At 54.6% G+C, this 21,480-nt stretch carries 20 protein-coding genes; 8 read left to right on the top strand and 12 right to left on the bottom strand.

The annotated features are described in order from the left end of the window. Nucleotides 1–4: 4 nt before the first annotated feature. From aceE to THINI_RS05960, 6 genes are all read right to left on the bottom strand, one after another. Nucleotides 5–2,704: a pyruvate dehydrogenase (acetyl-transferring), homodimeric type gene (gene aceE / locus THINI_RS05985; RefSeq protein WP_002707755.1), complete on the bottom strand. Its 2,700-nt coding sequence runs from the start codon at nucleotides 2,702–2,704 to the stop codon at nucleotides 5–7. 560 nt (nucleotides 2,705–3,264) lie between these two features. Further along, the gene (locus THINI_RS05980) at nucleotides 3,265–5,604 is read right to left on the bottom strand and encodes a nitric oxide reductase activation protein NorD (protein ID WP_002707753.1); all 2,340 of its coding nucleotides are present in this window, start codon (nucleotides 5,602–5,604) and stop codon (nucleotides 3,265–3,267) included. A gap of 21 nt (nucleotides 5,605–5,625) precedes the next feature. Further along, nucleotides 5,626–6,435 (bottom strand): CbbQ/NirQ/NorQ/GpvN family protein, encoded by an 810-nt coding sequence (locus THINI_RS05975; RefSeq protein WP_002707752.1) that lies wholly within the window; start codon nucleotides 6,433–6,435, stop codon nucleotides 5,626–5,628. Nucleotides 6,436–6,487: 52 nt separating this feature from the next. Beyond that, nucleotides 6,488–6,802 carry a hypothetical protein gene (locus tag THINI_RS05970; RefSeq protein ID WP_002707751.1) on the bottom strand — a complete coding sequence of 105 codons (315 nt, stop codon included), beginning with the start codon at nucleotides 6,800–6,802 and terminating at the stop codon, nucleotides 6,488–6,490. An 87-nt stretch (nucleotides 6,803–6,889) separates the two neighbouring features. Next, nucleotides 6,890–7,249: a ribulose bisphosphate carboxylase small subunit gene (locus THINI_RS05965; RefSeq protein ID WP_002707750.1), complete on the bottom strand. Its 360-nt coding sequence runs from the start codon at nucleotides 7,247–7,249 to the stop codon at nucleotides 6,890–6,892. A 103-nt stretch (nucleotides 7,250–7,352) separates the two neighbouring features. Beyond that, entirely contained in the window at nucleotides 7,353–8,774 is a 1,422-nt protein-coding gene (locus THINI_RS05960) for a form I ribulose bisphosphate carboxylase large subunit (RefSeq protein ID WP_002707749.1), read from the bottom strand. Nucleotides 8,775–8,926: 152 nt separating this feature from the next. Here THINI_RS05960 and THINI_RS05955 point away from each other — a divergent pair, with 152 nt between their 5' ends. Further along, nucleotides 8,927–9,835, top strand: coding sequence for a LysR family transcriptional regulator (locus THINI_RS05955; protein ID WP_002707748.1), 909 nt, complete (start codon nucleotides 8,927–8,929; stop codon nucleotides 9,833–9,835). Between the two features lie 6 nt (nucleotides 9,836–9,841). On the opposite strand, the gene THINI_RS05950 is transcribed toward THINI_RS05955, so the two are convergent. Further along, nucleotides 9,842–10,264: a hypothetical protein gene (locus THINI_RS05950; protein WP_002707747.1), complete on the bottom strand. Its 423-nt coding sequence runs from the start codon at nucleotides 10,262–10,264 to the stop codon at nucleotides 9,842–9,844. Between the two features lie 53 nt (nucleotides 10,265–10,317). Continuing rightward, the gene (locus THINI_RS05945; RefSeq protein ID WP_002707746.1) at nucleotides 10,318–11,661 is read right to left on the bottom strand and encodes an efflux transporter outer membrane subunit; all 1,344 of its coding nucleotides are present in this window, start codon (nucleotides 11,659–11,661) and stop codon (nucleotides 10,318–10,320) included. A gap of 126 nt (nucleotides 11,662–11,787) precedes the next feature. On the opposite strand from THINI_RS05945, the gene THINI_RS05940 reads away from it, so the two are divergent. The 4 genes from THINI_RS05940 (at nucleotide 11,788) to THINI_RS05925 (ending at nucleotide 13,807) form a co-directional block, all read left to right on the top strand. Beyond that, complete coding sequence (locus THINI_RS05940) at nucleotides 11,788–12,138, top strand: metalloregulator ArsR/SmtB family transcription factor (RefSeq protein ID WP_002707745.1); 351 nt, start codon at nucleotides 11,788–11,790, stop codon at nucleotides 12,136–12,138. 82 nt (nucleotides 12,139–12,220) lie between these two features. After that, nucleotides 12,221–13,183, top strand: coding sequence for a permease (locus THINI_RS05935; protein ID WP_002707744.1), 963 nt, complete (start codon nucleotides 12,221–12,223; stop codon nucleotides 13,181–13,183). A gap of 10 nt (nucleotides 13,184–13,193) precedes the next feature. Continuing rightward, nucleotides 13,194–13,556: a hypothetical protein gene (locus THINI_RS05930; RefSeq protein WP_002707743.1), complete on the top strand. Its 363-nt coding sequence runs from the start codon at nucleotides 13,194–13,196 to the stop codon at nucleotides 13,554–13,556. Nucleotides 13,557–13,570: 14 nt separating this feature from the next. Further along, complete coding sequence (locus THINI_RS05925) at nucleotides 13,571–13,807, top strand: thioredoxin family protein (RefSeq protein ID WP_002707742.1); 237 nt, start codon at nucleotides 13,571–13,573, stop codon at nucleotides 13,805–13,807. Here the strand turns inward: THINI_RS05925 and THINI_RS05920 are convergent. The 4 genes from THINI_RS05920 to THINI_RS05905 form a co-directional block, all read right to left on the bottom strand. Continuing rightward, nucleotides 13,798–15,378 (bottom strand): BCCT family transporter, encoded by a 1,581-nt coding sequence (locus tag THINI_RS05920; RefSeq protein WP_002707741.1) that lies wholly within the window; start codon nucleotides 15,376–15,378, stop codon nucleotides 13,798–13,800. The genes THINI_RS05925 and THINI_RS05920 overlap by 10 nt on opposite strands. After that, a complete protein-coding gene (locus THINI_RS05915; RefSeq protein ID WP_002707740.1) occupies nucleotides 15,375–16,211 on the bottom strand; it encodes an SAM-dependent methyltransferase in 837 nt (278 codons plus the stop codon). The genes THINI_RS05920 and THINI_RS05915 overlap by 4 nt, the downstream gene beginning before the upstream one ends. Further along, nucleotides 16,208–17,038: a glycine/sarcosine N-methyltransferase gene (locus THINI_RS05910; protein ID WP_002707739.1), complete on the bottom strand. Its 831-nt coding sequence runs from the start codon at nucleotides 17,036–17,038 to the stop codon at nucleotides 16,208–16,210. The genes THINI_RS05915 and THINI_RS05910 overlap by 4 nt, the downstream gene beginning before the upstream one ends. 336 nt (nucleotides 17,039–17,374) lie before the next feature. Next, on the bottom strand, nucleotides 17,375–18,304 hold the full coding sequence (locus tag THINI_RS05905) for an MBL fold metallo-hydrolase (RefSeq protein ID WP_002707738.1): 930 nt from the start codon (nucleotides 18,302–18,304) through the stop codon (nucleotides 17,375–17,377). A gap of 114 nt (nucleotides 18,305–18,418) precedes the next feature. Between THINI_RS05905 and THINI_RS05900 the strand changes: the two genes are divergently transcribed. The 3 genes from THINI_RS05900 to THINI_RS05890 are packed head-to-tail and all read left to right on the top strand — an operon-like array spanning nucleotide 18,419 to nucleotide 21,436. Then, nucleotides 18,419–19,414, top strand: a complete 996-nt coding sequence (locus THINI_RS05900; RefSeq protein WP_002707737.1) for an ArsJ-associated glyceraldehyde-3-phosphate dehydrogenase — start codon at nucleotides 18,419–18,421, stop codon at nucleotides 19,412–19,414. Then, complete coding sequence (gene arsJ, locus THINI_RS05895) at nucleotides 19,414–20,646, top strand: organoarsenical effux MFS transporter ArsJ (RefSeq protein ID WP_002707736.1); 1,233 nt, start codon at nucleotides 19,414–19,416, stop codon at nucleotides 20,644–20,646. Before THINI_RS05900 ends, arsJ begins: the two co-directional genes overlap by 1 nt. Continuing rightward, nucleotides 20,612–21,436 carry a universal stress protein gene (locus THINI_RS05890; protein WP_002707735.1) on the top strand — a complete coding sequence of 275 codons (825 nt, stop codon included), beginning with the start codon at nucleotides 20,612–20,614 and terminating at the stop codon, nucleotides 21,434–21,436. Before arsJ ends, THINI_RS05890 begins: the two co-directional genes overlap by 35 nt. Nucleotides 21,437–21,480: the final 44 nt, after the last annotated feature.

Here is a 21,480-nt window from a genome sequence, read left to right as displayed (position 1 = left end):
CGCATCAGGCATACAGTGGGTTGGGTTTTTCCGGGTCGATACCGTATTTGGCCATCGCTTCCAGCACAGTTTTGGCCGTGATCGCGCCTTTGGCCTTACTGCCTTGCTGCTGGTCAGCCAGCGCTTTCAGGGCAGCAACGGTAACGTAGTGACGGTCAACCTCGAAATGCGCACGCAGGGCGGCGCGGCTGTCGGAACGGCCAAAGCCATCCGTCCCCAGTACGCTGTAGGAACCCGGTACATACGCACGAATCTGCTCGGCAAAGTTGCGGATATAATCGGTGGAAGCAATCACCGGCCCTTCCGCGCCTTCCAGACATTGCGTGACCCACGGCTTGCGGGCTTCCTGATCCGGATGCAACAAATTCCAGCGGGCGCAGGCAGCACCGTCGCGCGCCAGCTCGTTGAGGCTTGGGGTCGCCCAGATGTCAGCGGCTACACCCCAGTCGGTTTGCAACAGTTCCGCCGCCGCAATCACTTCGCGCAGGATCGAGCCGCAGCCCAGCAGTTGCACGCGCTGTTTCGCCTTGCCTTCCGCCTTGCGGAACTGGTACATGCCCTTGATGATGCCTTCCTCGGCACCTTCCGGCATGGCAGGCATGGCGTAGTTTTCGTTGAGGGTGGTGATGTAATAGAAGACGTTTTCGCCATTCTGGTACATGCGCTTCATGCCGTCGTGGCAGATCACCGCCATTTCGTAGGCAAAGGTCGGGTCATAGGACATGCAGTTGGGGATGAAACCGGCAAACAGCTGGCTGTGACCATCCTGATGCTGCAAGCCTTCGCCGTTCAGCGTAGTACGCCCGGAGGTGCCACCGATCAGGAAGCCGCGCGCCAGCATGTCACCCGCTGCCCAGGCCAGATCGCCGATGCGCTGGAAACCGAACATGGAGTAAAAGATGTAGACCGGAATCATCATCTTGTGGTTGTTGGCGTAGGAGGTCGCCGCCGCAATCCAGGAGGACATGGCACCGTCTTCGTTGATACCTTCCTGTAACAGCTGACCTTTCTGCGATTCCTTGTACGGCATGATGTCGTTGGCATCCATCGGCTCATATTTCTGGCCTTCCGGCGCATAAATACCGACCTGACGGAACATGCCTTCCATGCCGAACGTGCGCGCTTCATCCGGCACGATTGGCACCAGACGCGGGCCGAGTTCCTTGTGACGCGCGATGGCAACCATCACCCGCACCATCGCCATGGTGGTGGACATGGTGCGCTCGCCGGTGTCTTTCAGCAGTGCCTCGAACAGCGACAGGTCAGGCACGTCCAGCGTCTCGAAATTCTGCGGACGGTTAGGCAGATAGCCACCCAGCGCCTGACGACGTGCGTGCAGGTATTGCATTTCCGGCGAGTCGGCGGCTGGCTGGTAGAACTCGGCTTTTTCCACCTGTTCGTCCGTCACCGGAATGTGGAAGCGGTCACGCAGCTTGCCCAATTGACTGGAACTGAGTTTTTTCTGCTGGTGGCTGATGTTCATGCCTTCGCCAGCTTCGCCCATGCCGTAGCCCTTGACGGTGTGCATCAGGATTACAGTCGGGCGGCCAACGCTGTTCACTGCGTTATGATAGGCGGCGTAAACCTTTGCCTGATCGTGACCACCACGGATCAGGTCGTAATAAATCTGGTCGTCACTCATGTCGGCGACCATGGCCTTCAGCTCGGGGTACTTGCCGAAGAACTTTTCGCGGATGTAAGCACCGCCCTTGTTCTTGAAGTTCTGATATTCGCCGTCGATGCATTCCATCATCAGCTGGCGCAGCAGCTTGCCGTATTTCGGGTCGTCCAGCAGGCGATCCCAACCGGAACCCCACAGTACCTTGATGACATTCCAGCCCGCACCACGGAAGTTGCCTTCCAGTTCCTGCACAATCTTGCCGTTGCCGCGCACCGGGCCGTCCAGCCGTTGCAGGTTGCAGTTGACCACGAACACCAGGTTGTCGAGCTTTTCGCGGGAAGCCAATGCGATTGCGCCCTGGGATTCCGGCTCGTCCATTTCGCCGTCACCGAGGAATGCCCACACCTTGCGGCCTTCCGCGTGATTTTCAGCTTTCTTCGATAAACCCCTGTTTTCCAGATATTTTAAAAAACGGGCCTGATAGATGGCCATGATTGGGCCAAGGCCCATGGAGACGGTGGAAAACTGCCAGAAATCCGGCATCAGGTAGGGGTGCGGGTAGGAGGAAATGCCCTTGCCAGCCGCCTCAATACGGAAGTTTTCCAGCTGGCTGTCGCTGATACGGCCTTCCAGAAACGCGCGTGCATAGGTTCCTGGTGCTGTATGCCCTTGAATAAACAGCATATCGCTGCCATTGGGGTGATCGTGGCCTTTCCAGAAGTGGTTATAGCCGACTTCATACATGATGGCGGACGACTGGAAAGAGGCGATATGGCCGCCGGGTTCGGCAGGCTTGCGGTTGGCCTTGACCACCATGGCGGTGGCATTCCAGCGCAGGGCGCGCAGGATATGGCGCTCCAGCTCCAGATTGCCAGGGTAGGCAGGCTGCTGGCTGACCGGAATGGTATTGATGTAAGGGGTATGCGTGTCGGGTGGCTCCACCCCGGCTTCGGCGGCGGCCTCGACAGTCTTTTGCAGCAGGTAACGGGCACGGTCAACGCCGGTGCGCTCGACAACCACGTCGATGGCTTCCTGCCATTCACCCGTTTCCTGCGGGTCGGTATCGTGAAAATCCATACTCATGGATCAATCCTCTGGTTAGCGGTTAAAGGTGGTTATGCTTTCTTATGTGTAAATGCCGAAAGGGATATAACCTTACCTGCCAATCTATCCCTTTCGGGAGGGGATGTTAGTATAGATATAAACAGCAATCTAGCGAATCAATGATTTAATTATTCAATAATAAAAATTGGAAATAATATTATTTATTTTCAATAGGTTATAATGATTGGAAGTCATTGGCTCAGTAACAGCAGGCAGGTTTTTAATGACATTTCAAAACATTGGCAATGTCTTTTCACGATTGGACGTTGATGATGAGATTGTTTATTACTCATCTAGCTATCTTTTGCTGGATAGCAAGTGGTTTCCAGGCAAGGTCTTGGATCGTTGACTTTAATTATCTATATTACAGGTAGTTATAAAGAAGGTATGTAACTTCTCATTACTGACAGGTAAAACCCGCATTCGACGGCATCGGAAGGTGGATTTATCTGTGGATAATGAGAAGTTACGAAGGCATAAATGCAGGCAAAGCGAGCCTCCTGATCAGGAGGCTGCCGGTAGGGGTGGGGTATCTCCAGTTACTTCGTCAAACTGGCAAACAACAACGGCAACTGCTCCGGCAACCGATCCACATGATCAATAACCGTGTAGTTATTTTGCCCAAAAATCCGCTTCACGTAATCATCCGCGTGCGGGTCAAGCGTCAGGCAGTAAGTCAGCACGCCCGTGGTATACAGCTCTTCCACCGCTTTCTTGGCGTCAAAGCGCAGGTGCTGCGGATCGCGTTCGTCGATGTCGGCAGGTTCGCCATCCGTTACCAGCAAGATCAGCTTGCGGCGTTCAGGTTGCTTGTGCAGGTGGTGGGCAGCATGGCGCAAAGCCGCACCCATACGGGTAGACAAGCCACCTTTCATGCCAGCCAGACGTGAACGCGCTTCATCATCGAAGTGCTGGTTGAAATCTTTCAGGCGATAATACTGCACATCGTGGCGGCCATCGGAGGCAAAACCGTGAATCGCATACGGGTCGCCAATCCCCTCAATTGCGGTCGCCACCAACGTGGACGCTTCGCGGGTCAGTTGCAGCACGCTTTTGTCGGAACCCTTCATCGGCTCGTTGGTGGATTCGGACAAATCCAGCAATACCACCACCGCCAGATCGCGGCTTTTCAGCACGTTACGCATGGTGATGCGCGGGTTCGGCTGCTCACCCATGCGGATGGAAATCATCGCGTCAACAGCGGCATTGATGTCGACTTCATCGCCATCTTCCAGCCCGCGCTGACGTTGTACGCCTTCCGGCGTCAGCAGGTCGATGATCTGTTTGATACGATGTGCAACCGGGCGGTAGTCGTCAACGATGGTGCGAATATCATCCGGATCGCCCCGTTGCTGACGGCGCTCATACACCGTCACCCAATCAGGGCGGTGCAACTGAATCTGGTAGTCCCATTCGTGGTAATGGAAGGGGTCGGAAACCGGTTCCTTGCCCCACATCTCGTTGAAGCTCTTGGTGTTTTCCAGATCGTCTTCATACGGGTACATCTCGGTGGAACACGTCCAGATTTCCTGTGCATCATCACCGGCCAGTTCGCAATCGACCTCGTTGGCTATTTCCATGACGCTGACGGTTTTACGTACTTGCCGCTGACTGGCCGGAACATATTCGAAACCGACATCCCAGGTCAGTTCCTCGAATTCCCACACGATACGGTTGTCATCGCGGTACGGAATGCGGATGCGTTCCAGAATACGCAGGCTCGGCACTTCACGCCGGGCGGAGAAGATGTTGAACAGCTCCATCCCCATCAGCCAGGAGAAATGCTGGTCATCCTGCCGGTCGGCAATATTGGCGTGGAAACTGTCGACGAAATGGTTGATTTCATCATCACCGGAACGCACGGAAGCATCCAGCAACATCAGCGCCACATGCTCCAGAATTTTCATGGTCGGATGCTCGACATTGCCTTCATAGTCGACCGTCAGCAACCGTGACCAGAGGTTTTTCAGGCCCGGAAATGCCTGCACAGCTTTGTACTCAACCCGCGCATCTTCCAGAAAGCCGATGAAAAACATCTGTGCCGGGCTAAGCTGTTCCGCCGAAATCGCGGCACGCGCATACATCAGGTGTGAAGCCATGTGCGCGGCGGTGGCGCGATACAGTTCCAGCCCCGGAATATCGCCCAGATCATCAACGGCATCCGGCATGTGGAAGATGCGATGTTCGATGTACGGGCGGAAATCGGTGTAATCAGCCCCCGTCGGGCGCAGGAAGAAATCACGCGCCCACAAGGCACGCAGGTAGAAATTCAGTTTGCGTTGGGTCTTGACGAACAGCACACCACGCCGCTCTTTCTGCAAGGTCGCCTTGCTGTCCGCAGATTCCAGATTAAAATAAGCCGTCAGGTTATTGAAATCACGGCGATAAGCCTGTGCGCCAAAGTTTGCCCAGCGACGTAAGCCACTCAGGGTCAGTTTGGACAGCAGCTCATCCATGTGGTTGAGCATGGGCCGCAAACCACGCGCGGCGGTGGATGAAAACTGGTGGATAAAGGTCAGGTAGCCGCGCACCAGTTCTGCATCGCCAAGGTGACGGGCAGCATTGGGCAACGTAGCCAGCATCAGGTTGATGACTTCGCCGGATACCATGGAAGACAGTTTCATGGCGGCGGTAACGACATCAGGAATAATGTCTTCGCCGCATTCTTTGGCGACCATCGGCATTTCCTGCAAAAAGGTCATGACCAGATCGTTGCCACGTCCCAGCTTGCACAGGCCCTTGGCTCCATCCAGATAGTCGGTCAGACCCGCTGGCGACATGACACGAGTCGCTTCCTGATAGGTGCTGTTAAAGACTTCGCGCGTTTCCGGTGAAAACTTTCCCAGAAACTCCTGATATTCTTCCCGGTGAATTGGCATAAGTTTCTTCCCCCAGGTTTTTTACCCAAAGAAGGTCTGTACAGCCGCGTTCAGCGTATCGCGCATATCCGGGTCATCCGTCAGTGGTGTCACCATGGTCATGGTACATGCTGCCTGCGGAGAAATGCCTTTGCCGATCAACTGGCCTGCGTAAACCAGCAGACGGGTGGAAATGCCTTCGTCCAGACCGTGGCCTTTCAGGTTACGTGCACGGTGGGCGATTTGCACCAGCTTGCCCGCAGTTTTTTGATCTACGCCGGATTCTTTGGAAACGATTGCAACCTCAATATTTTCCGCCGGATAATCAAAGTCCAGTGCGCCGAAACGCTGCTTGGTGGACTGCTTCAGATCCTTCATCAGGCTCTGATAGCCGGGGTTGTAGGAGATGACCAGCTGGAAATCCGGGTGCGCTTCGATCAGCTCCCCCTTCTTGTCCAGCGGGAGGGTGCGGCGGTGGTCGGTCAGCGGGTGGATGACGACAGTGGTATCCTGACGGGCTTCCACCACTTCATCCAGATAGCAGATAGCACCAATGCGGGCAGCGGTGGCCAACGGGCCATCCTGCCATTTGGTACCGTCCTTATCGAGCAGGAAACGGCCAACCAGGTCGGAGGCGGTCATGTCTTCGTTACAGGCAACCGTGATCAGCGGGCGCTTCAGACGCCAGGCCATGTGTTCCACGAAACGGGATTTACCACAACCGGTCGGGCCTTTCAGCATCATGGGCATACGGGCGTTGTAGGCAGCTTCGTACAGCGTAATTTCATCGCCGACGGCTTCGTAGTAAGGTTCGTTTTTAACGAGATACTGGTTGGGATCTACAGTAGACATGGAAACGCCTCTCGATAGTGTGTCTGTCTTGTTGGGAATGGTCGTCTGCAGTTTAGTCTTCGTCGTCGGTTTCAGTTTCACCCGACCAGCCAGCAGCCCGGGCTTTGGCCATGGCGGCTTCGTAGAGTTGGTGATGGCGCTCGGCCAGTTCCGGCGGCAGTCTGCTGACCAGACAACCGTATTTGTCCCACTCGGCATTAACCTTTTGCAGTAAAGCGTCAATCCCGGCTAGGTTCCAGTTTTCACAGGTTTCCGTCTCAGGAATCAGCCCAAACAGCCATGCGTCGCGGATGATCTTGCCGATGGTGGTCATGCCGCCGTTAAGGTCGTTGTGGATGCCGACGTATCTGTCTGGTTTCTTGTTCATGAGGGGATCCTGTCTTGGGAACATGCTGTGCCGAAGTATAGAGAAAATCTGCCTCCGGCACAGCATTTTGTGCATCAGGCCAAAGCCTTATGCTGGCGTGCCACGGTAGATGACCATGGAAGCACCGGCGCACTGGGCGTAGTTGTCCAGACCCAGCAGGCGTACATGGTTATCAGGGTGAGCCTTGTGGCAGGCTTCGCACTCAGCGAGGATGTTGTCAACGCTGGTTTCACCAAACATTGGCAGTTTCCACATGTACCAGTATGAACCACGGGCGTTTTCTGGCTCGGTGTGTTCAATGGAAGGGTTCCAGCCCTTGGAAATGATGAACTGGATTTGCTGACGAATCTGCTCGTCAGACATCGCTGGCAGGTAAGAGAAAGTTTCAAACTTGCGGCTCTGTGCTGCATCGCTCAGGCTTGAGTTGTAATCTTGCATTCCGCTCATGATAAAGCTCCAAAAATGATGTCAATTCGATGTCGTAAAACATGAGGGAGGAACAGGGGAAGGAGTGCTTCCCCCAAACCATACACTTCATGCTGTCTGGATATTACTTGTGGGAAACGTCCAGCTTATCAACGGTATCGAATTCAAACTTGATTTCTTTCCAGGTTTCCATCGCCGCAGCCAGTTCAGGGCTATGCCTGGCAGCATTGGTGAGGATGTCCTTGCCTTCTTTTTCCAGATGACGGCCCATGTTACGTGCTTCAACGCAAGCCTCAACCGCGACACGGTTGGCAGCAGCACCCGCAGCGTTACCCCATGGGTGACCCAGTGTGCCGCCACCGAATTGCAGTACGGAGTCGTCACCGAAGATGCTAACCAACGCAGGCATGTGCCATACGTGGATACCACCGGAAGCCACTGGCAGTACGCCTGGCATGGAACCCCAATCTTGGTCGAAGAAGATACCACGTGAACGGTCTTCTTTGACGTAGCTGTCACGCATGATGTCGATCCAGCCCAGCGTCGCGTCGCGGTCGCCTTCCAGCTTGCCCACAACGGTACCGGAGTGCAGGTGGTCACCACCGGACAGACGCAGGATCTTGGTCAGTACGCGGAAGTGGATACCGTGGTGCGGGTTACGGTCGAGAACCGCGTGCATCGCACGGTGGATGTGCAGCAACATGCCGTTGTCCTGACACCATTGCGCCAGTTGAGTATTTGCAGACCAGCCGCCAGTGATGTAGTCGTGCATGATGATCGGTGCGCCGATTTCCTTGGCGTATTCTGCACGCTTCATCATTTCATCAGAAGTCGGTGCAGTTACGTTCAGGTAGTGACCCTTGCGCTCGCCAGTTTCGGCTTCAGCTTTGTGGATCGCTTCCATAACGAAGTCGAAACGGTGTCTCCAGCGCATAAATGGCTGGGAGTTGACGTTTTCGTCGTCCTTGGTGAAGTCCAGACCGCCGCGCAGACCTTCGTAGCACGCACGGCCATAGTTCTTGGCAGACAGACCCAGCTTAGGCTTGATGGTGCAACCCAACAGCGGACGGCCATACTTGTTCAGCATGTCACGTTCAACCTGGATGCCTTGTGGTGGGCCATTACAGGTCATGACGTAAGCGATCGGGAAGCGGATGTCTTCCAGACGCAGGGCGCGCAGGGCTTTAAAGCCGAATACGTTACCCACCAGGGAGGTCATGATGTTAACTACAGAGCCTTCTTCGAACAGGTCGATCGGGTAAGCGATGAATGCGTAGAAACAGGTGTCGTCGCCCGGTACGTCTTCGATTGCATAAGCGCGACCCTTGTAATAGTCCAGGTCGGTCAGCAGGTCAGTCCATACCGTTGTCCAGGTGCCGGTGGAAGATTCTGCTGCAACCGCCGCAGCAACTTCTTCACGTGGAACGCCAGCCTGTGGTGTTACCTTGAAGCAAGCCAGGATGTCGGTGTCTTTCGGGGTGTAGTCCGGCATCCAGTAGGTTTCGCGGTATTCTTTAACGCCCGCACTGTAGTTCTTAACTGCCATGAAGTGTGCCTCCAGAATGAGGTTGATGTTTGTTGGGAAATTGTTCGCATAGCTGCGACGGGGCATATTATTACGAATTGTATGTATAATTGAAACTCAATAATGCATAGTCTGAAAATAAGAAAAACTGATGTTTTGAGGAATCACAAAAAATGCATTTGTCATTGCGCCAAATAAGGATATTCGAGGCAGTCGCCCAGTACGAAAGTTACACGCGGGCGGCAGAGAAGCTGCACATGACCCAGCCAGCCATTTCAATGCAGATCAAACAGTTGGAGGAAAGCAGCGGGCTGGCGCTGTTTGAGCGGCAGGGCAAACGTATGTGCCTGACCCACACCGGGCGCGACCTGTTGCACTATGCCAGCCAGGTATTGCAGGCGTATAACGACATGCTGGTGGCAATGGAGGAGTGCAAGGGCATCAAAGGTGGCCATCTGATTGTGTCGGTTGCCACCACAGCCAATTATTTCGTCACCCAGTTGCTGGCCGAATTTTCCCGCCAGCACGAGGGCATCAATGTCACCCTGGATGTCACCAACCGCCACATGCTGCTGGATCAGCTCGAAAATCACGAGCCGGACATGGTGATCATGGGTGAGCCACCCAAGGGCTATAATCTGCAATCCGAGCGCTTGATGGATAACCCACTGGTGGTGATTGCCTCCCCCAACCACCCATTTACCCATCACAAAAAGCTGAAGCTGGAAGAGGTAATGACCGAGCGTTTCATCATCCGTGAAAAAGGTTCCGGCACGCGCGGCGCGATTGAGCGCCATATTCACCGCTTCAACCAAGTGTGCACTTCCACCCTGGAAATGCGCAGCAACGAAACCATCAAGCACGCGGTGGAGGCCGGGTTGGGGCTGGGGATCGTTTCTTTGCACACCATCCAGCCCGAGCTAAAAGCAGGGCGGCTGGCTGTCCTCAACGTGGAACATTTCCCGATCCGCCGTCATTGGCACATCGTCATGCGCAAGGGTAAACGCCTGTCGCCGATTGCGCAGGAGTTCAAACGTTTCGTCATGAAGGAAGCGCCCCACTACGTAGAGGCAGGGAAATGAGGATGATCAGGGTTTGCGGGGAGCAAGGCTAATTACCTTTTCGCCTCGGGTGGGTTGCTGCTGACGCATACGCCCGGCAAGCTGTTGGACGTGAAGGAAAAATTCGCCCTGCGCCCGTTTCATGGTTTCCAGCCCCCGTAGGTGATAGTACTCGAAGGTGTAGGGCACAGGGTCTTGCAGGGTTGCGCGTACTTGTGGGTGAAAATACCGCCAGGCAAATTCAATGTCGGTCTTGTTTTGGGCATCGACGAAAATCACTTCTTCCTGATCAATCACCGCCATGTACTGCATACTGCGGATGGGTACAAACACGCAGGGTTTGCCACTGAAATCCAGTAGCAGGCGCAGGGCGTTGTAGTGCTCCGCAGGTAATTGGCGGGGTTCATGGCCGAGGGCTTCGGCGCGGTAGAAGGTTTCGTACTGTGGCATGGCGCGGCCTCTGTGTCGGTGTAGTCTAGGGCAATGTTACCACCTTACCATGCCTACCATGCGCCGCCGATGGCCTTGTACAGGGTAATGATGGCCTGGGTGTTGTCTGCCTGGAGGGTTAACAAAGCTTTGCGGTTATCCAGCATGGCAGTTTGGGCATCGAGCAAGTTCTGGATATTGACCCGACCAGCCAGATAGTTGCGTTGCGACAGTTTTTCCACTGTTTGTGCCAGTTCCAGATTGTGCGTTACTTGCGGGTGCTGTCGGCGGATGGCTTGCAGGCTGGAATAAACGTCTTCCATGTCTTGCAGGGCGATCAGGATGGTTTTGCGGTAGTCGTACAGGGTCTTGTCGTATTCGGCGCTCCTGATTTCGACATTCTGCTTGAGCTTGCCGCCGTCAAACAGCGGCAGGCTGACCGAGGTCAGCAGGGTGCGGGCGATGCTGCCGACATCCAGGCTAAGGTCGTTGAGGTTGAAAGAGCCGCCCAGTTCGATGCGCGGTTTCAGGTTGGCTTTGGCTTGGCCCAGACGCAGGCTGGCGGCTTTGACCCGGTATTCGGCAGCCAACAGGTCGGGACGCCGCTGGATGGCGTGGCCGGGAACCGTTTGTGCCAGATTCACAGCATCGCCGGGAATGGGGCGGGAAGCCGTCAGGTAGGGCTTGATGGCGCGTGGTTCCATGCCGCTGAGTACGGCAAGCGCATGTTGGAATTGCTCAATACTGTTATCCAGCGCGGGCAGTTGGGCTTGCAGCTCACCCTGGTTCAGTTGGGCCTGACCGATTTCCAGGCTGCGCAGTGAGTGGTTTTGGCGTTTCTGTTGGCTCAGGTTGATGGCCTGGCTGCGGGAGCCGAGGTTTTGCAGATAGGCTTCCCGCACTGCCTGGGTTAGGCGCAGGTCGACGTAGGTGCTGGCGACTTCGGCGGCGAGAAAGATTTTCAGGCTTTTCAGCAGGGCTTTGGATACTTCGACATCGGCTGCGGAGGCTTGGGTTGATAGGCGGTTGCTGCCAAACAGGTCAGCTTCCCATTTGGCGTCGAGATTAGCGTTGTAGCTGTTGCTGTTGTCTTCTTCCAGTGGGGTGGAGGCGCTGGCTGACAGGTTGGGTAGCAAGCTGGCGTCAGCCATTTTCCGTCTGGCGCGCGCACTGCGCAGGTTGGCTTCAGCTGTCTTCAGATCCGGGTTTGCCCGTAGTGTTTCCTGGATCAGCCAAGTCAGGAGTGGGTCATCGAACCTTTTCCACCAGAGGATTTGCGCGTTGGTGTCGGCTGCTTCAAGATGGGGGTCATCTTGCGTTTTGTCTTTGCGGATCATGCTGGAAGGCACGCAAGCGGTCAGCATGAGGCATAATATGATGGCGGTTGCCAACAAACGTGATTGATGATGAAAATACATGATGTTATTTCAATATAGCCCTAATGTTTTGAGAATATGGCAAAGGTATTATTCTGGCAACCCATAAATAATCCGAATTGTGATACATAATATGTCATGCCCAGATGTTACCAAGCGGAGCTGAACATGCAACTGGAAACCTTCACTAAAGCCCTGGCCGATCAGACCCGTTTGCGCATCCTCATGCTGTTGGTGGGCAAGGAAGAGTTGTGCGTGTGCGAACTGACGCAGGCGCTGGAACTGGCACAGCCGAAGATTTCGCGCCATCTCGCCATCCTGCGCGAAAGCGGTTTGCTATTGGATCGCAAGTCTGGGTTATGGGTTTACTACCGTCTGCATCCGGAATTGCCGCAATGGGTGGAAGATATTATGAATGTTCTGCAAACGGCTGGGGCAGGGCAGGAACCTTTCGCAGCTGACAGCATACGTCTGTTGGGTGCGGAGAGGCAGAATCTGGTTTGCCCATCATGCAACTAATGGCCCTGAATTATATATCTGCTATTTCATATATATAATTTAACGTATATAGTGGTGGCTCATTTTCAATCCGGCCAGAGCCATGTTTGAAACCTTCGCCAATCTGCTCGTCTACCAGCGAATGGGGCTGCCACCCGAATCTCATTTTGGCGCTGCCCTGCATTTCTTTGTCATGGACGTGGCGAAAATCTTCGTCCTGCTGATCGTCATCATTTATCTCATGGGTCTGCTGCGTGCTTTGCTCAGCCCGGAAAAAGTGCGCGAATACGTGCGCGGCAAACCCAAATGGCTGGCACGCACGCTGGCCATTCTGCTAGGGGCGGTCACTCCGTTCTGCTCCTGCTCATCCGTACCACTGTTTATCGGCTTTGTGGAAGCGGGCATTCCGTTGGGCGTAACCTTTTCCTTTCTGATTGCCAGCCCAATGATCAACGAAGTCGCGGTTGTCATGCTTGCCGGAATCCTAGGCTGGAAACTGGCAGCGTTGTACGTGTTGGCCGGTCTGGCGGTTGCCTACGTCGGTGGGGTAGTGATGGAATGGTGCAAGCCGGAGCGCTGGGTGGAAGATTACGTGTGGAAAATCCAGATGGGTAAGCTACAGATGGCAGCGCCGGATACTTCACTGTTGGGTCGTCACCGTTACGCCGTGGGTGAAGTAAAGGAAATCGTGCGCCGTATCTGGAAATGGGTGCTGCTGGGTATCGCTGTTGGTGCGCTATTCCACGGTTACGTGCCGGAAGCTTGGGTGATGGAGCATCTGGGCGGCGATGATTGGTATACCGTGCCATTGGCAGTGTTGCTGGGCGTGCCACTGTATTCCAACGCAACCGGTGTGATTCCGGTGGCGGAGGCCATGATTGGCAAGGGCGTGGCGATGGGCACGACGCTGGCGTTTATGATGAGCATCGCCGCGTTATCGCTGCCGGAAATGCTGATTTTGCGCAAGGTCATCCACTGGAAAGCACTGGGTATTTACGCCGCCGTACTGGCACTTGCCTTCACACTGGTCGGCTGGGCTTTCAACCTGCTGGCCTTATTTTATTGAGGAACTGTATATGTCTGAACCATCCCTGCATTCATCTATTGTCGCGCTGGTATCGCTGGCGTCCGGCATTGCTTCCAAGCACCCTGACATGGGTCTGTGTCAGATCGACAAGCTGCGCCAGATGGGTGTGCCGGAAGCGCACATCCGCACCGTAATCGAGATTGCCCGCCACATCCGCGACGAAGCGTCGCAAAAGCTGGATGCAACTTTCAACGAAGAATGCTGCCCGGATGAGGCTGATTGTTGTGCTTCGAGTCCGCTCAACACCAGTGCGGAAAAAGCGGTAGCCAAACCGAAAATGCTAAACATTGCGGTGAAGGAAGAAGCCACGCCCTGCTGTAGCCCGACCGCTTCCGGCCAACCCTGTTGCTAATCGAGGAAACCAACATGAAAGAGATCAAAGTATTGGGTAGCGGCTGTACCAATTGCGACACAACCGCCAAACTGATTCAGGAAGCTGCCACTGCCAAGGGCGTGGAAATTTCGCTGGAAAAAGTCAGCGATATGGCTGCGATCCTCAGTTACGGGGTGATGTCGACCCCCGGTGTGGTGATCGACGGGCAGGTGGTGCATGCAGGCGGCCTGCCTTCCAAGGCAGCGATTGAAGGCTGGATTCAGTCCTGAATGTACGGATTATGCAATTCCGAGCGCAAACCTGAAAACAGGCTGACACACATGAGCAGCAAGACCAGTGTGAACGGCAAGCCGGTTGTGATAGCGCCAGCCTGAAGCGCGTTGAGTGCCTGATTGCCACCGCCAAACAGCAGGACAGCTGCAATCAGGCCTTCGAGCGTTGCCCAAAAAATGCGTTGTGGGACTGGGGCGTCCAGTTTTCCACCGGCAGTGATGCTGTCAATCACCAGCGAACCGGAATCCGAGGACGTGATAAAAAATACCAGCACCAGAACAATACCCAGAAATGAAATCAAGGCTGTAAAAGGCAGGTTTTCAAACATCTGGAACATGGCCAGCGAGACGCTGCTGATACCGTCGCTCAAGGGGCCGATATGGTCTTTTACCTGTTCCAGCGCGGTTCCGCCGAACACCGACATCCATAATAATGTTACCAAAGTAGGCACCAGCAGCACGGCAATGATGAATTCCCTGACTGTGCGTCCCCGTGAAATGCGGGCAATGAACATGCCAACAAAGGGCGACCAGGATATCCACCAGGCCCAGTAAAAGACTGTCCATCCGTGCATCCAGGTTTCGTCCTCACGCCCGACCCAGTTGCTTAAAGGGATCAGGTTCTCGACGTAACTCATGGCTGTTGCGCGCGCGGTCGAGAAAATTGCCAGGGTCGGCCCGGCAAGCAGTACAAACAGCATCAGCAGGAGCGCCAGCCCCATATTGATGTTGCTGAGTATCTTGACGCCACCATCCAGCCCGCGCACGACAGAAATCACCGCGATGGATGTGACGCCAATGATGATGCCAATCTGGAGATCAATGCCGTCGGGAATGCCAAACAGAAAATGCAGCCCTGACGCGGCTTGTTGCGCACCCAACCCCAGGGAGGTCGCCAAACCAAAAATGGTGGCGAGCACAGCCAGCAAATCAATGATATGGCCTGCCCAACCCCAGCACCGCTCCCCGAGCAAGGGGTAGAAGGCGGAACGGATGCTCAGGGGGAGCCGCCAGTTGTAGGCAAAAAAGGCCAATGACAAGCCAATCACAGCATAAATGCCCCACGGGTGCAGACCCCAGTGGTATAAGGTTGCCCCCATGGCCAGGTCGGCGTCTTCAGGGGTTCCGGGGGTCAGGTTTAAGGGCGTCCCATACCAGTCCGTGTAATAAGCGACCGGTTCAGCCACACTCCAGAACATGAGGCCAATGCCCATACCTGCCGCAAACAACATCGAGAACCAGGAAAGCCGGGAAAAATCCGGTTTGGAATCCTTCCCGCCTAGACGGATCCGGCCTGTTGGCAATACCGCGACCAACAGGCAAAACACGATCAGCAGGTTGCCTGCCAACATGAACAGCCAGTCAAAATGCTGGATGATCCCTTCCTTGGCGGCTTCCAGCAGGCTTTTGGCGTCAACAGGAAACAGCAAGGTGCCGATGACAAAGATGAAAATCAGCATGGCACTGAGCATGAATACAGGGTTATGGATGTCGAATCCCCAAAGCTGGATATTATCCTGCCCTACTTGATAGCGGGTTTTGGCAGACGTGTTCAGCTCCTGTGTCATGCTGGCTTTTGGAAAACGAATATTCCCCAGGCCAGATACCCTTGTTTGCCACCTTCAATCCAGTGCCCAAGCCCTGTTTTCATGCGCTCAAGATAAGCGGCATCCACGGTTTTTTCGAGTTCGGCCTGACGTTTTACCGTCTCTTCCAGCACACAGGTGTAGTGTTGGGTTAGCTGCGGGGTCAGCTCTTCAAATCCAAGCAGTTGTATACCCAGTTCAGCCGCAGTGGAACGGTAAAAGCCGGGTGAACCCAGGGAATCCAGGTGGATACGGCCAAGGATAGGCTCCAGCACGCCTTCAGGGCAGTTATCCGACTGCATGGGGTCGGTGAAAATGAAATGGCCACCCGGTTTCAATACCCGCGCGACTTCCTTAACGACCTGTTGGCGTTGCCCGCTGTGGAGGATGGCATCCTGTGACCACACCGCATCGAAACAGGCATCAGGGGCCGGTATGGTTTCAAAACTCCCGTCAACGACATCAATTTGCCCATCCAGACCGGCTTGTTTGTTTAGTTGGCGGGCGCGTCCGTTTTCCTTTTCGCTCAGGTTCAGCGCGGTGACTTTGCAGCCAAACCGGGTAGCGATATAACGGGCAGCCCCGCCATAGCCAGCGCCAATGTCCAGCAGCTTGCTGGTGGGTTTGAGGTCAAGCTTGTCCGCCATGTGCTGTACCGTGCGGTGACTTGCCGCTGTAATGCTTTCATCAGGCGACTGGTACAAGCCGATGTGGATGTCTTCGCCACCCCATATCATGGCGTAGAAGTTGTCGGCATCCTCACTGTTGTAATAATTTCTCGCCGTATCGACGGTTGGGGAATAGTGGGCGCTCATGCAACAGCCTCCGTTTGATCATCCTGCTGGTAGGTTTTTTCTGCAACGTGCACCAGGAAATCCGGTTCGTTGGCCTTGAAGGTTTCCTGGAAATCACCGTAGGTTTCAATCTGCTGGAAGCCAACTTCATGCATCAGGTTGCGGGTGTACTGCTTGCGTAGTGGGTACATGTTCAGATGGTATTTTGCCCCATCGGGAAACTGGTATTGGAACCGCGCCAGGCCGTTGTCGATGTATTCCGGTTCAGCGACCACCTGATCCCCACAGTAGTAATATTTATGTTTGCTGCTGAAACCTTCATCCAGAATGGCGTCGTAGTTACGCTGGTCTAGTATAAGAATGCCGTCATGGTTCAGGGTGGCGTAATATTCAGCCAATGCCTTGCGCCGGTCATGTTCAGCAAACAAATGCGTGAATGAATTGCCCAAACAAATCACCGCGTCGAATTGTTCATGGACAGTGCGGTTCAACCAGCGCCAGTCAGCCTGCACGGTGCGTAACACAAAACCGCGCTCATAAGCATTCTGGAAAGCTTTTGCCAGCATTTCCGGGCTGCCGTCAGCGCTGACAACATCAAAACCGGCACTGAGCAGGCGCACGGAGTGGAACCCTGTGCCAGTGGCCACGTCGAGCACCCGTTCAACCCCATATGAACGCAGTTGTTCGATAAAAAACTCACCTTCGCTTTCCCAGCGCTTTTCCCAGTCTATGAGCTCATCCCATTTTTCAACGAACGAAGTAATGTATTCCTGAGTGTAATGGTTGGTATCCCGGATAGCGGTTGGATTTTGCCCAAATGATTGTATGTGACTGTTTGTGTTATGCATGGCGACCTCGTTGTACTTTGAGTAATTCCGGGCAGCAGCAGGCGCGTTGAAGTAACTTCAAGACAATAACTCGAACCAGTCGTGAGACTGCAAGCATTTACCGGATTTTAAGAAAGCTCGTAGGAGCGTAGGTGAGGGTTCTGCGAACCCGAAAAAGCAGGGAAGAGAAGGCTGTTTCCCTGTAACGACAAGCACCCGATTGTTGATGTAAATCAGGTTTGCTTGATTGACTAAGGGCACGAGTCTACAGCATGCGGGGAGGAAGAACAAATTAAGGCTGTATCAGCCACTCTGGTGTAGAATTCCAGCTTAGCCAGGGTTTGGGGGGTTGGTAATTTATTCCGTTTCCAGTTGCAGATAGCTTTGATGGATATTGCGCCCATTCAGTTCTTCATGCATGTGCAGGAAGTTGAATGTCTCATCCGCTGACAGGCGCTTGACTGCATCGCCCAGGTCTTCCATCTCGTCCAGTGACTTGCCCACTTCCGTCACCAGCCAGTCGAGGTAATCGCCGGTGTCTTTCTGTGCGGTCGCCCAGTCGCTGGGGTTGCCATGCCCTGGAATGACATGCTCCGGTTTCAGTTCCGCCACTTTGTTGAAGGTTGCCTGCCAGTCTTTCACTTTGGATATTTCCGGCAGTATGCCCAGCATCCGGTCGTTGAACACGATGTCGCCGGTGAACACGACTTTTTCCTTGGGCAGCCACAGCACGGCATCACCGGGGAAGTGTGCGTCACCCAGGTAGCGTAGCGACATTTCCACGCCGCCGATGGTCAGGGTCTTTTCATCGCCGTCGAAGGTTTCACTGGGGTATTCCACTGTCAGGTCTTCCGGCTTGCCGCCGATGCCACTGGAGAGGCGCATCCGGTTCATGCTTTCCTGCGCTTTCTGGCCTTCCATCGTTTTGGCAAGGGCACTGACCGGGATTTTTTGTGCAAGGAAATGGCTGTTGCCCATCCAGTGATGGTCTTGTACGCCGATATTGAGCACTTGCTTGATGGGTTTGTCGGTGACGGATTTGACGGCAGCTTCCAGCATTTTCGCGCTGCCTACGGTTGCGCCAGAACCGACCAGCACCACGCCGTCGTTGGTGATGATGAAGCCAGTGGTATTGTTCAAGCCCTGGTTTTCCGCGCTGCGCTGATCGATTTCGCCGACGATGGCGTAGACATTATCGGTGACTTTTTCGGTGGCCGGTTCAAACGCATGGGCGGCTTGGCCAAGCAACATGAGGCAGGTAACAGCTTGTAACAGTTTTGCTAACACGGGTAACTCCTGGATCATTTATGAAGATTATATGACAACGGTAGGAAAGCTTTCATCATATCTGATTTGGCGAATATAATCCCTCCCCATATTTGATAACTTCAGGATAACATCATGGCAAACATCGGCATCAACGGCTTCGGGCGCATGGGGCGGCTGGGTATCCGCGCGGCCTGGGGCAACCCGGCGTTCACTTTCAGACAGGTCAATGACATTGCGGGCAATGCGGTCACTTCTGCCCATCTGCTGAAATTCGATTCCGTGCAGGGCATCTGGCAGCCGGAATGCGGTGCGGATGATGCCAATATGTTTGTCGATGGCGCGCCGATTGCCTACACCTCCAACAAAGCCATCGAAGATACCGATTGGTCGGGTTGTGACATCGTGCTGGAATGCACCGGCAAGTTCCGCAAAGTTGAACAGTTACAGGCGTATTTCGATCAGGGCGTGAAAAAGATTATCGTGGCTGCACCGGTCGAAGGTGCGCTGAACATCGTCTACGGCGTGAATGATGACTGGTACAAGCCGGAAGAACATCATTTGCTAACGGCAGCTTCCTGCACCACCAACTGTCTAGCACCCGTGGTTAAGGTTATGCACGAAAAGGTCGGCATCAAGCACGGCTGCATGACCACGCTGCACAATATCACCAACACCCAGACCATCATCGACAAGGGGCACAAGGATTTGCGCCGGGCGCGCGCCTGCGGCGAGTCGATGATCCCGACTACCACCGGTTCCGCCAAGGCTATCACCAAAATCTTTCCGGAACTGCAAGGCAAGCTCAATGGCCATGCGGTGCGGATTCCGCTGCTGAATGCTTCCCTGACCGATTTTGTATTTGAAGCGGCGCGTGAAGTGACGGCGGAAGAGCTGAACGGTCATTTCAGGGAAGCATCCGAAACCTACCTGAAAGGCATTCTCGGTTACGAAGAACGCCCGCTGGTGTCGGTGGATTACAAGGGCAACCCGTTGTCTTCCATCATCGATGCGCCTTCCACCATGGTCATTGATGGTACACAGGTGAAAATCTATGCGTGGTATGACAACGAGTGGGGTTACATGAACCGTATGATGGAACTGGCGGCGAAAGTGGTGGCCAGCCTCTGATGAACCTCGACCTGCGCAATTACCTGGCCGTTACCGGCGGTTACTGGGCGTTTACCCTGACCGATGGTGCTATCCGCATGTTGGTGGTGCTGTATTTCCACCAGCTTGGCTACTCGCCGTTTCAGGTGGCGATGCTGTTTCTATTCTACGAGTTTTTCGGCATTGTCACCAATTTGGTCGGTGGCTGGCTGGCGGCACGGCTGGGGTTGAACGTGACCATGCACCTGGGAATGGCGATGCAGGTGGCGGCGCTGGCAATGCTGATGCCGACGCAGTGGCTTTCCGCGCCGTATGTGATGTTTGCTCAGGCGCTGTCCGGCATTGCCAAGGATTTGAACAAAATGTCGGCGAAAGCCAGCGTGAAAACGCTGGTTCCTGCCGGGGCGGATGCTCGCCTGTTCAAATGGGTAGCGGTGTTGACTGGTTCGAAGAATGCGTTGAAAGGCGTCGGGTTTTTTCTCGGCGCGGCCTTGCTGCAAGCATTTGGGTTCCAGTTGGCTTTGCTGGTGTTGGCTTTGGGTCTGTTTGTTATCACCATCCTGACCTTGCTGTTGTTGCCAGACGATTTGGGCAAGTCCAAGGCCAAGCCGAAATTCAGTCAGGTGTTTTCCAATACGCCCGCCATCAATTGGCTTTCGGCGGCGCGGTTTTTCCTGTTCGGGGCGAGGGATGTGTGGTTCGTGGTGGCCGTTCCAGTATTCATGGCGGGGGTGCTGGGTTGGAGTTTCATGCAGGTCGGCACGTTCATGGCGGCGTGGGTGATTGGCTACGGGTTAGTACAAGCTAGCGCGCCGAAATTGCTGGGGATGAAACAACACGCGCCGGGGGCAAGGGCGGTACAAGTTTGGGCGCTGATCCTGTTACTGGTTCCGGTAGGTATTGTGGTGGCGTTGGGGCAGGGCTGGGATGCGGGAACCGTGCTGGTAACGGGTTTGCTGGTGTTCGGGGTGGTGTTCGCTATCAATTCCGCGCTGCATTCCTACCTGATTCTGGCTTATGCCGACCATGATAAGGTGGCGCTGAAGGTTGGTTTCTATTACATGGCGAATGCGGGTGGGCGGCTGGCGGGTACGGTGTTGTCCGGCTGGTCGTACCAAGTGTGGGGATTAACAGGCTGTTTGTTGATGTCAGCGTGGTTTATAGGCATGGCTTTGTTGTTATCATTACGCCTGCCAAACCCAACAGGAGGAGCCAGCTATGCCAACGATCAGCAACATTTTTCATCCAACTGACCTATCTGCCGCCAGTGATATTGCGTTTGTCCATGCCTTGAGGTTGGCGTTGGCGGCCAAGGGCGGGTTTACCGTTATGCATGTGGCGGGCAAACAGCATGTCCACCGCGAGGATTTGCCGAGTGTGCGGGGCATTTTGGGGCAGTGGGGATGCATTCCGCCCGATAGTGGCCAGGACGCCATCCGCGACTTGGGCTTGTCAGTACGCAAAGTGATTTCCCACCGCAGCAGCCCGGTGCAAGCCTGCCAGGATTATCTTGAGGAATATGCCGCCAATCTGGTGGTGTTGGCAGTGCACCGCCACAGCGCTGGTATTGAATGGCTACGGCATTCAGTGGGCGACCTGATTGTCAGGAATAGCGGTGAGCAAGCCCTACTGATCCCCGAAGGAACTGAAGGGTTCGTCAACCGTGCCGATGGCAGTTTGTCGCTGGGCAATATTCTGGTTCCTGTCGCCAACCAGCCACGCCCACAAGCGGCGATTGGTGCGGTGCAGGCATTGTCTGAATTACTGGAATTGCCAACAGGCCGTGTAACCCTGCTATATATTGGGGATGAAGGCAATGCGCCAAGCGTGCGTTTGCCTGCCGACAGCCAGTTGAGTTGGGAATGGGTATACGGAAAAGGCGATGTGGTGGGTGGTATCCTGCAAACCGCGCAGTCAACCCACAGCGATCTGGTTGTGATGGTGACGGAGGGGCGCAACGGTTTCTTCGACGCCTTACGGGGAAGTACCTCGGAACAGGTGTTGCGGAAAATCCATTGCCCATTGTTAAATGTCCCTGCCTGAAACGCGAATAATAAAAAGATGTTTTGCGTCAGGTGGCAAAATGA

The sequence above is a fragment of the Thiothrix nivea DSM 5205 genome (assembly GCF_000260135.1).
GTDB classification, from domain to species: Bacteria; Pseudomonadota; Gammaproteobacteria; order Thiotrichales; family Thiotrichaceae; genus Thiothrix; species Thiothrix nivea.
The sequence above is the reverse complement of the archived record's forward strand: the minus strand, read 5'-3'. Positions and strand labels throughout refer to the sequence as shown.

Excerpts from the sequence above, each read along its gene's own strand:
- aceE (WP_002707755.1), bottom strand. The coding sequence starts at position 2,704 with ATGAGTATGGATTTTCACGATACCGACCCGCAGGAAACGGGTGAATGG.
- THINI_RS05980 (WP_002707753.1), bottom strand. The coding sequence starts at position 5,604 with ATGCCAATTCACCGGGAAGAATATCAGGAGTTTCTGGGAAAGTTTTCA.
- THINI_RS05975 (WP_002707752.1), bottom strand. The coding sequence starts at position 6,435 with ATGTCTACTGTAGATCCCAACCAGTATCTCGTTAAAAACGAACCTTAC.
- THINI_RS05970 (WP_002707751.1), bottom strand. The coding sequence starts at position 6,802 with ATGAACAAGAAACCAGACAGATACGTCGGCATCCACAACGACCTTAAC.
- THINI_RS05965 (WP_002707750.1), bottom strand. The coding sequence starts at position 7,249 with ATGAGCGGAATGCAAGATTACAACTCAAGCCTGAGCGATGCAGCACAG.
- THINI_RS05960 (WP_002707749.1), bottom strand. The coding sequence starts at position 8,774 with ATGGCAGTTAAGAACTACAGTGCGGGCGTTAAAGAATACCGCGAAACC.
- THINI_RS05955 (WP_002707748.1), top strand. The coding sequence starts at position 8,927 with ATGCATTTGTCATTGCGCCAAATAAGGATATTCGAGGCAGTCGCCCAG.
- THINI_RS05950 (WP_002707747.1), bottom strand. The coding sequence starts at position 10,264 with ATGCCACAGTACGAAACCTTCTACCGCGCCGAAGCCCTCGGCCATGAA.
- THINI_RS05945 (WP_002707746.1), bottom strand. The coding sequence starts at position 11,661 with ATGTATTTTCATCATCAATCACGTTTGTTGGCAACCGCCATCATATTA.
- THINI_RS05940 (WP_002707745.1), top strand. The coding sequence starts at position 11,788 with ATGCAACTGGAAACCTTCACTAAAGCCCTGGCCGATCAGACCCGTTTG.
- THINI_RS05935 (WP_002707744.1), top strand. The coding sequence starts at position 12,221 with ATGTTTGAAACCTTCGCCAATCTGCTCGTCTACCAGCGAATGGGGCTG.
- THINI_RS05930 (WP_002707743.1), top strand. The coding sequence starts at position 13,194 with ATGTCTGAACCATCCCTGCATTCATCTATTGTCGCGCTGGTATCGCTG.
- THINI_RS05925 (WP_002707742.1), top strand. The coding sequence starts at position 13,571 with ATGAAAGAGATCAAAGTATTGGGTAGCGGCTGTACCAATTGCGACACA.
- THINI_RS05920 (WP_002707741.1), bottom strand. The coding sequence starts at position 15,378 with ATGACACAGGAGCTGAACACGTCTGCCAAAACCCGCTATCAAGTAGGG.
- THINI_RS05915 (WP_002707740.1), bottom strand. The coding sequence starts at position 16,211 with ATGAGCGCCCACTATTCCCCAACCGTCGATACGGCGAGAAATTATTAC.
- THINI_RS05910 (WP_002707739.1), bottom strand. The coding sequence starts at position 17,038 with ATGCATAACACAAACAGTCACATACAATCATTTGGGCAAAATCCAACC.
- THINI_RS05900 (WP_002707737.1), top strand. The coding sequence starts at position 18,419 with ATGGCAAACATCGGCATCAACGGCTTCGGGCGCATGGGGCGGCTGGGT.
- arsJ (WP_002707736.1), top strand. The coding sequence starts at position 19,414 with ATGAACCTCGACCTGCGCAATTACCTGGCCGTTACCGGCGGTTACTGG.
- THINI_RS05890 (WP_002707735.1), top strand. The coding sequence starts at position 20,612 with ATGCCAACGATCAGCAACATTTTTCATCCAACTGACCTATCTGCCGCC.